This is a genomic window from Streptomyces sp. NPDC044033, from assembly GCF_056434425.1.
This window is the reverse complement of sequence record NZ_JBWKFF010000001.1, coordinates 556,434-564,692: the sequence shown is the minus strand read 5'-3', so window position 1 is coordinate 564,692 and position 8,259 is coordinate 556,434. Positions and strand designations below refer to the sequence as shown.

Below are 8,259 nucleotides of genomic sequence, written 5' to 3'. Positions count from 1 at the left end.
AAGGCGCCGGAAGGGGGTGCCGCAAGGGCTCTTAACACTGCCCTCCGTGGAGGGACCCCCCCTCCCCGGGTCCGGGGTACCGCGGAGTTTGGCGAACGCGGCCTCGGCGTCGTCGTCGCCGATCCAGCGGAGCGCCAGCCAGCTTCCTTCGGTGTCGGGCAGGGTGCCGTGGGCCTCGTACAGGCCGGTGAGGACGCGGTCGGCTTCGAGGCCGAGCAGGAGTCCGGCCTCTGTCAGCGCGAGGCGCTCGGAGTCCACGTGTCCCTGCGGGTCCCGGCACGGAACAGTGATCTTGAGGGCGTACGGGCCGCTGCGGGTCTGGACCCTCCACAGGCAGGTGCCGCGCCGGTCGGCCACCAGGACGGGATCGGAGCCGTTCTCCCCCCACACGGAAGCGGTCAGGCGGCGTGCGGTGGTGTGAAGGGAATCGTTCACTGAGGGGCCATCCAGCTGGTGCGCTAGCGGTCGTCCGAAGAGCCCAGAGTGTAGACGCTCAGGTGCCGCCGGCTGGCCGGATCGAAGGGGCTTCCCTCCCAGTCGCCATAGCGGGCTTGCAGGCGCAGCCCGGCGAGTTGGGCCATGAGGTCCAGCTCGGCGGGCCACGCGTAGCGGGTCACCAGCGGCAGCAGGCGCATACCGTTCGTGTCCGCATGGACCTCCTGGGAGCGCACTACCTGGGTCACGGGGTCGTGGAGCATCACCGACCAGTGCGCGTGGGCATCGCCGACTTCGCGGGCGCTCACCGCCTGTCGCACCTCGGGGTGCCAGTCGGGTACGCGGGCCTCGACCACGAACACCCCGCCCGTCCGCAGGTGACGGGCGGCGGTGCGGAAGCAGGCGACCTGGTCGGCTTGGGTGGTGAGAGCGAAGAGTGTCGATGCCACGCAGAAGACCAGGGTGAAGCGCTGGTCCAGGCCGGCGCGGGTCATGTCTCCCGTCTCGGCGTGGGCGGGCAGGCGGGACTCGTCCGCCTTGGCGTTGAACGCGGCGACCATCTTGGGGGAGGCGTCCAGGCCGGTCACCGGGGTGCCGAGTCGGGCCAGTGCCAGCGCAACCAGGCCCGTACCGCAGCCCAGCTCCAGGGCGGGCCCGGTGGGGGCCAGCTCCCGTAACCGAACTGCCTGCTGCTGCACCTCTCGCCCAGTCGCCAGTTCGTCGTAGTGGGGTGCCCACTGGTCCCATCGGTGGGCCTGCTGAGCGATCTCGTCCATGGGTCTCCTCCTGCGTCGTGTCATGGCGCAGGAGAAGAGCCCGGCACGGGCCGGACCCTTCTCCTGCGGTGTGGTGCGGGGTGTCAGGCCGCGAACCGGACCTCACGCCAGTGCTTGACTTCGATCGCGTCCGGGGCGACGCCCAGCGCCTTGAACAAGTGCTGGTGCATCGTGTTCTGGAAGGCAGTCGACTTCTCGGTGAAGTACGCCTCGTCGTACCAGGCCACCCCGAACAGCACCCGTCCGCCGGGCTGCTCCGGGGCGAGCTCGACGTACGTGCTGGTCCAGTCGTAGAGCTTGTCCGCCTCGGAGCGCTTCTTGAGCTGCTCGTCGGAAGCGTGCAGGGCGGTGATGGTGCGCCGGACACTGTCCTTGTCCGGGCAGGTGAGAGCGCACTCGGAGCGGGCGACAGGTTGTTTGTCGCCGCGGCGGGCAGGGTCGTCGTTCTCCCCGGTCAGTACGCGGTACCGGACCAGCATGCTGTCCGTCTCGAAGGGTTCGAAGGGCAGGACGGTCATGGTGTTCCTTCCTCGGGCGATCAGGCGGCCGGTGTCAGATGGCACCGGATCGGGTTGGGCCGCCCGCCGTAGCTCGGGCAGGTCGGCCCGTCCGCTGGAGGTCAGGGCGGCGCTGTGGGCTCCGGCGCCCGGCGACGTCGTCCCCAGGGCCGGGCGCCGGAGTGCTGTGCCCGCCCCGGCTGGGGCCGCCGGCAAGGCGGCCGGGGCGGACGCTCGGGCAGCTGGCGGATTGCCGCCCGCTGCGGTCAACGGCGCCGGACGCAGCGGGGCGCCGATGAGGTCGGTTACCTGTCGGTGCAGGGCCCGTAGGGGCCCGGCGAGTCCGAGCACAGCCAGCACAGTGATAGCTACCGCTGTGGTGAGGTCGGTCCGGCCCGTGGGCTCGGAGGCGCGGTGTCGGCCCGTAGTACGCACAGTTGCCTCTCTCCCTGGCCGGAGTACTGCCGCGGGGCCCGCGGTCGGGCCTTCGCGCCGTCCCGGAGCCGATGGACGAGTTCCCGTTCCGGCATCCGTGGGCGTGATAAGCAGTCAACTCGCTGGCCAGGTAAGGGGAGAGGACCCAAGATGTAACCCCGCGTAGTCCTGTGTAACCCATGGCGGAAGGGGCCGGGTGGCATGGAGAAAGACGGGCGCCGCATCGCTCATCTCATCCGACAGGCATGTGAGGAACGCGGCTGGGGGCCCACCAAGTTGGCCAGGGAGCTGGGGCTCGCCGCGGGCCAGGGGCCGGGCGGAATGGGCCGCCAGTACGCCCGAAAGCTGATGGCCGGCGAGCGCAATCCCGGAAGCCATTGGCTCCCTCACGTCATCCAGGTCCTGGCGCTGGACGTCTCCGGGGCCGGCGGTGATCCCGCCCCGCCGCGTGCCGCCGTGGATACCGTGGCCTCAGTCCTGACCCTTGGGAGGAGCGAAGTGGACCGTCGGAGCTTCCTGGCCGCCTCCGGCGGTGGCGTCCTGTCGTATCTCAGCGTTGCCGACCCCGACGCGATCACCCGCCGCGTCCGCACCGCGCCCGCCGGGGCTGTGCGGGTCGGCCAGGGCGAGGTCGACGCCATCCGCGCCATGGTCAAAACCCTCGGCGATGCGGCAGCCGAGTACGGTGGCGGACACATCCGCCACCTCGCCGTCCGCTACCTGACAGACAACGCCGGCCCCTGGCTCCAGGGCCGCTACACCGAAGCGACCGGCCGCACGCTGTACGCCGCAGCATCCCAACTAGTCCATCTCATCGGCTGGATGGCCCAGGACGAGGGCGGCGGTCAGAGGCACCAGGAACTCGTCACGCACTACTACGCGCACGCCTACCGGCTCGCCCACGAAGCGGGCGAGACCGAACTCGCCGCGACCGCCCTTCGGGGCATGGCCATCCAGGCCATCTCGCTCGGCCCCCGCCAGCACGCCGTAGCCTTCCGGCTCGCCGAGAAATGCACCGAGCATGCCAAAAACCTGACTGATCCCCGCGCCGTGGCCTACTACCAGATTACCCTCGCCGAGGCCGCGGCCTTGGACGGCGACCACCGCCTCGCCACGAAGGCACTGTCCGCCTCCCAGACCCTCATCGAACGCACCGCCTCCGCCCCGACTGGCGAGTCATGGGCGTCGCACTTCACCATCGGCCGGTGGGCCTACGCGTCCGGCATGGTCCTCGCGAAGATGGGCGACCTCAACGGCGCCCGCGAGCAGCTGCACCAAGCCATCGAAACTTACGGACTGGACCGCCGACGCAGCCGCGCCAACGTCCTCGGCTACCTCGGAGAAATCCTCCTGCGCCAAGGTGACCTCGACGGCGCGCTGGAGACCTGGACCGAATTCCTCAACTGCGCCGAGGGAGTCCAGTCCGTACGGGTACGAGACGCCGCCCAGGACATGCGCGTCCGCCTCGCCCGCTACCAGGATGTAACTGAAGCCCACGAACTGTCCCAGCAGGCCGCTGCCCTCCTCACCCGCACTTGATCCCGCCGGCCAGTCCACTCCGGGGGCCACGCACCCCGTATTTACGTCCCGGCCGTGGGATCATCCCCAGTCACGCACCGGAAGCCGGTGTCGTCGTCCCTCATCGTGCCTGCGGCGTCGTTGAAGGACGAGGGTGCAGCGCGTTCGAACGGGCTGGTGAACGCGCTCCCCTTGAGCTCATACCGACCGTCACCAGACGAGGTCGCGCACCACTCCCACGTGTTGCCGCACATGTCATAGACGCCGTACGGGCTGACCCCGCTGCGGTACCGGCTGACCGGGGTCGTGTGCCCTATGCCCGACTCGGCAACGTTGCACTTGGCGGCGGTGGCGGAGTTCCCCCACGGGTAGATGGTGCCGCGTGCTCCGCGCGCGGCCTTCTCCCACTGCTCACTCGTAGGCAGCGCCTTGCCCGCCCATGCCGCGTACGCGGATGCCTGGCCCCATGTCACCCACACCACAGGGTGGGCGAAGACGCCATCGGGGCATCGGCCGTCGTTCCAGTGCTGAGGGGCAGGGCTGCCGGTCGCCTGGGTGTAGCGGGCATAGTCGGCGTTCGTAGTCGGGAAGACGTCGACCCAGAACTCCGGCCCCCACCGCGGTTCGGATTCAAGCCCAGCCAGATAGATACCCGACTCAACCAGGACCATCAGCTTCCCGTCCACCGGGTGTGTGCGGTGCTGGCGGGCGTCGGCGGCCAGGAGACTTTCGGTTCGGGGGTCGGCTGTGGCTGCGGCCTGCTCGGTGATGAGGGTCGCGAACCTCTCCTGGGCGGGCTGGCCGGCTGTCGCAAGCGATGTGTCCAGGGCTTCTTGGGCTCCCAGCCTCGGTTCGATGCTCGCGCCCCGTGCCTCCCACTTGGACACCATGCGATCGCTCACACCGATGTGGCTCGCAAACGTACGTACCGTCATCCTCCTGGCCAAGCGCAACGCTGCCGTCTCCCGGCCAGTCCAGCGAACCACCATGGCAGGCCCTACACCTGCTCGCCTGGCAAATCCAGGTAGCCATCCCGCATGGCGGCCAGCACCGGATGCTCGGTGGGCAGCGCAGTGTCGTCGATGGCCGAGATGGCGCGGACGCCGATGCTGGTGTTGGTCGCGAAGGCGGCCTGCATGCCCCGCGCCGCGTCCAGGGTGACCGGAGCGGTGGTGTGATCGTGCTGCCGCTGGAGCAGAGCCATGGTGACGCCCGGCAACACGTCCCCCTTGGGCCACACAATGCCGCCGTCGGAGTCGATGAAGCCGACGTTCCACGTTCCACCCTCGGAGACGAGTTCGTCGGGACCGTAGAAGAGGGCGTCGTCGTACCCGTCGAGCTGCGCGGCTCGGCGGGCGTGGAGTGCACCGAAGAGCCCGACATGCTTTACCGAGGCGCAATCCCTCACGTATGGGATGGCCTTGACCTGCAACGGCGGCATGGGCAGCGCCCCGGCGGGGCGGGTGGTCACAAGAATGTTCGGGGTAGCTGGAGCGGACGGATGCCCCATCTCCAGGTCCGGGTCGAAGACGGTCACGCGGATGATGAACGGACCTTCACGGTCGACGGCCCGCCGGATGTACGTGCGGGTCTGCTCGACGTCGAGGCGGGTGCCGAAGACGGCACGGCAGTCCCTCTCCAGCCGATCCAGGTGAAGTGAGAGCCCGCGCACCCGCTGGTCGTCTACACGCATCGACGTGAAGTGGCCGTAGCCGGTTAGTGCGAGACCTTTGAGGGCCTCAAGGTCGGTGGGTTGCCCATTTAGTTCCATCACGCAGCTCAGTGTGTCAGGGCACACATGTCGGCACACGCCCCAAGACGACCCCGGAGGACGGAAGTTCAGCAAGAGTTCAGCACGTCCAGCCCAGTTCAGATTGCGCCGTGTATCGCCTGCTCAGACGAAGAGGAGAGGCCCGTCCCGCCCCTTGCGCAGCAGTAGGTGGTGACCCACGGCGACGAAGTTCAGCAAAAGTTCCTTCCCCGCCCATCGCCACAGTCGTTTTCTGGTCACCGAGCCGCTACCGACAGTCGCGAAAAGGTGCCGATGCCATACGCATCGCGTGCCCGCTCCCCGGAATCCCCTCGGGCCGAGGGCCCCTTCACCGCCAAGCACTCCTTGTGCCGGCACAAGTGGGAAGGCACCAGATGTTTCCCCTGAAACAGGATCATTCAGCGGCCAGGCTCTTGACTGCCAGTCGGGAGGCGGCGCAGGCGGCCGAGGATGAGTGGTGGAGCCGCCGTGTCGCGCTGTTCCTGGTCGGGCCGGCCTGGGACGCGGTGAAGTTGCCGGCAGCGCTGGTGCACCGTGTCGCCCAGGGCGAGGACCGTGGACACGTACAAGCCATGCTCCACCGCCTCGGCGTCACCGGGCCCGTCCTCTTCGAACGCGGTGCGTACATCGCCCTCGTCCCGCCCGGCACCGCCAGCACCTGGGACGCGGCGGCCGAGTGCATGACGACCACCGACCGCGAAGCCCGCTACATCGGCCTGCCCGCACCCCACACCTGCGAAGGCCCCCGAGCCCACTGGATCATCCCGCCGGGCGACACCCTCAGCCCCTCATCCGCGGTGCGCGCCCTCATCGAAGCAGGCACCGAAGTCGAGGAAGCCCAGTCATGACCCGCGACGGCAGTCGCTGGCTAGCGTCCTGTGCGGCCAGTCCCGAGGCGGTGTGGCGCGCGTGGGAGGCCGGCCAGCTCGCGCTGATCTCCTCCACCGCGTGGAGGGTCGCCCAAGCGCCGCTTCTGCCCTCCCTCGACGCCATAAACGAGCTCGGCCCGGCCGGGAAGCTCGGCCCGGTCATCGGTTACTGCGAAAACAACCTCGCCTGGTGGCTCATCACCGGAGAGAAGGCCCACGAACACCTGGCCCACCTCCCGGAGTTGACTGTCAAGCCTCTGGGCAGGGGCCTGCTCTGCCCCGCTCCCCACCGCTTCTCCGAGGGCCGGTGCTGGGTGAGGAAGCCGGACGGCTCCGGGCACCTGACCACCCCCGCCGACCTCGCAACGGCCTTCAACCCCGCCGGCCCCGGCCCACAGCGCGCTTCGGGGGCGAGTGCGTGATGCCCGCTCCCGAGACGCGGTACGCCCTCGACGCCGGCCCCGCCCTCGGGGAGGCCATGGAGACGTTGCAACTCGACATGTGCGTACGGGCCCTGAACGTGGCCCGCTCCGCCGTCGACGCCCGCCAGGCTCTGCTCCCAGACGAGGTCCTGATGCCGATCACGGACGCGTTCCAGGCTCTGGACGACGCCGTACGCATCGCGAAGAGCCGCCGCTACCAGCACCCCCAGGACCGCCCATGAACGCCACCCGTCGCGCAACAGGGACGAGCTACCCGTCGATGGCGCACTGGCTGGCCTCCGCCTCCCCCCAACCCCGCGCCGTCCTCGCCCTCTGGGCACAAGGCCAGACCGCCACCCTGATCAACGGCTCCTGCTGGGACACCATCGAGATGCCGTTGAGTCTCGCCAACCTGGCCTCGACCTACCTCACCTACCGCGGCCAACACACCGGCCCCTACCTCCTGTGCGGTGCGGAGCGCACGGCCTGGTGGCTCGTAGCAACCGGCGGCGGCCCGACGCTGGAAGGCATGGAGCAGGTGAAGGTGCTCCCCACCGGCTGCCCGATCACCGCACCAGCACCCGGCAGGACGTACAGCGGCAACCGGCTGTGGGTCCTCCCCGAAGTCACGCCCAATGACTTGCGGCCGTGGCTGCGGCTCACCTTGACGGGAGCCCTGCGCGCAGCGGTCAACGAGGCCGTACGATCCCGCCCCGCCACCTACCGGGATCAGCCCGGGGGTGCGTCGTGAGCGTCTGGTTCCCGCCCCGCGGCGACGGACTGTCCGAACAACGCGCCGGCCGCTGGTGGGACGCGGTGCAAGTACCGGATGCGGTGGGCCCTTGGATGCGGTCGGCCGGGCTGGTCGACACCGCACACATCGCCGACCCCGCCGGCGGGAGTCTGGTGTGGCTGGTGCCGTGCGGGAGCACCGAGCGGTACCGCTGGGACTGGGACCGCATCTCCCGCTACGCCACCCTGCGCACCGGCCGCGACGACTTCCTCCTGGTGCCCCACGCCGGCCGAACCGTTGGGCCGGGCCCTCATTGGGGCCGCCCCGACTTCTGGCGCGGCGGCCCACGCGGCTACCTCACCGACGCCTTGGTTCTCAACACCGCCCTCGACGCCGCCACCCTGACCCTCGGCCCGCCGGCGCACTGCTGCGCGGTCTGCGAGCGAGCCGCCTGGCCGGACGACTGCCAACAAGTCCTCATCCCCAACAGACCAGCCCATCACCACGACTACGCCCACCCGCGATGCGCACGCGCCGCCCGGCTCCAGGCGCCCGCCGCCGAGCACGACCCATAGGCCCAACTCCTCATGACTGCCGCCCGCTCCCTAGGCCCAACTGGGTGACGCGGGCGGCCGACGGCGACAGCGTGATACGCGTCCGCTGCCGCCGTCAGGCGTTCTGCCGGGCCCGGCAGAACGCCGCCGGGGCGGTGCCCAAAAAAGGGAAAAGGGGGGTTGTGTTTGGGGAAAAAAGAAGGCCCCCCAAAAGCAGGCCAGGGGGGGTTCTTTCGGAGGGGGGATCCC

The 8,259-nt window shown here is 69.7% G+C and carries 10 protein-coding genes and 1 pseudogene; 6 read left to right on the top strand and 5 right to left on the bottom strand.

Annotation, left to right across the window (positions count from 1 at the left end):
• From AC07AB_RS02450 to AC07AB_RS02440, 3 genes and pseudogenes are all read right to left on the bottom strand, one after another.
• Nucleotides 1-435: pseudogene (locus AC07AB_RS02450) on the bottom strand (hypothetical protein); the annotation flags it as partial.
• Nucleotides 436-458: 23 nt separating this feature from the next.
• Nucleotides 459-1,211, bottom strand: coding sequence for a class I SAM-dependent DNA methyltransferase (locus AC07AB_RS02445; RefSeq protein ID WP_478558722.1), 753 nt, complete (start codon nt 1,209-1,211; stop codon nt 459-461).
• Between the two features lie 83 nt (nt 1,212-1,294).
• The gene (locus AC07AB_RS02440) at nt 1,295-1,729 is read right to left on the bottom strand and encodes a hypothetical protein (RefSeq protein ID WP_478558719.1); all 435 of its coding nucleotides are present in this window, start codon (nt 1,727-1,729) and stop codon (nt 1,295-1,297) included.
• A gap of 615 nt (nt 1,730-2,344) precedes the next feature.
• Between AC07AB_RS02440 and AC07AB_RS02435 the strand changes: the two genes are divergently transcribed.
• The gene (locus AC07AB_RS02435) at nt 2,345-3,682 is read left to right on the top strand and encodes a tetratricopeptide repeat protein (RefSeq protein WP_478558716.1); all 1,338 of its coding nucleotides are present in this window, start codon (nt 2,345-2,347) and stop codon (nt 3,680-3,682) included.
• Nucleotides 3,683-3,723: 41 nt separating this feature from the next.
• Here AC07AB_RS02435 and AC07AB_RS02430 read toward each other — a convergent pair whose 3' ends face one another.
• Nucleotides 3,724-4,563: a formylglycine-generating enzyme family protein gene (locus AC07AB_RS02430; protein WP_478558713.1), complete on the bottom strand. Its 840-nt coding sequence runs from the start codon at nt 4,561-4,563 to the stop codon at nt 3,724-3,726.
• Nucleotides 4,564-4,658: 95 nt separating this feature from the next.
• The gene (locus AC07AB_RS02425) at nt 4,659-5,432 is read right to left on the bottom strand and encodes an aminotransferase class IV family protein (protein ID WP_478559704.1); all 774 of its coding nucleotides are present in this window, start codon (nt 5,430-5,432) and stop codon (nt 4,659-4,661) included.
• 413 nt (nt 5,433-5,845) lie between these two features.
• Here AC07AB_RS02425 and AC07AB_RS02420 point away from each other — a divergent pair, with 413 nt between their 5' ends.
• Genes AC07AB_RS02420 through AC07AB_RS02400 form a run of 5 tightly spaced genes read left to right on the top strand, consistent with a single transcriptional unit; the run spans nt 5,846 to nt 8,031 of the window.
• A complete protein-coding gene (locus AC07AB_RS02420; RefSeq protein ID WP_478558710.1) occupies nt 5,846-6,280 on the top strand; it encodes a hypothetical protein in 435 nt (144 codons plus the stop codon).
• Nucleotides 6,277-6,723: a hypothetical protein gene (locus AC07AB_RS02415; protein WP_478558707.1), complete on the top strand. Its 447-nt coding sequence runs from the start codon at nt 6,277-6,279 to the stop codon at nt 6,721-6,723. The genes AC07AB_RS02420 and AC07AB_RS02415 overlap by 4 nt, the downstream gene beginning before the upstream one ends.
• Nucleotides 6,723-6,965 carry a hypothetical protein gene (locus AC07AB_RS02410; protein ID WP_478558704.1) on the top strand — a complete coding sequence of 81 codons (243 nt, stop codon included), beginning with the start codon at nt 6,723-6,725 and terminating at the stop codon, nt 6,963-6,965. The genes AC07AB_RS02415 and AC07AB_RS02410 overlap by 1 nt, the downstream gene beginning before the upstream one ends.
• A complete protein-coding gene (locus AC07AB_RS02405) occupies nt 6,962-7,474 on the top strand; it encodes a hypothetical protein (RefSeq protein WP_478558701.1) in 513 nt (170 codons plus the stop codon). The genes AC07AB_RS02410 and AC07AB_RS02405 overlap by 4 nt, the downstream gene beginning before the upstream one ends.
• The gene (locus AC07AB_RS02400; RefSeq protein ID WP_478558698.1) at nt 7,471-8,031 is read left to right on the top strand and encodes a hypothetical protein; all 561 of its coding nucleotides are present in this window, start codon (nt 7,471-7,473) and stop codon (nt 8,029-8,031) included. Before AC07AB_RS02405 ends, AC07AB_RS02400 begins: the two co-directional genes overlap by 4 nt.
• Nucleotides 8,032-8,259 lie beyond the last annotated feature (228 nt).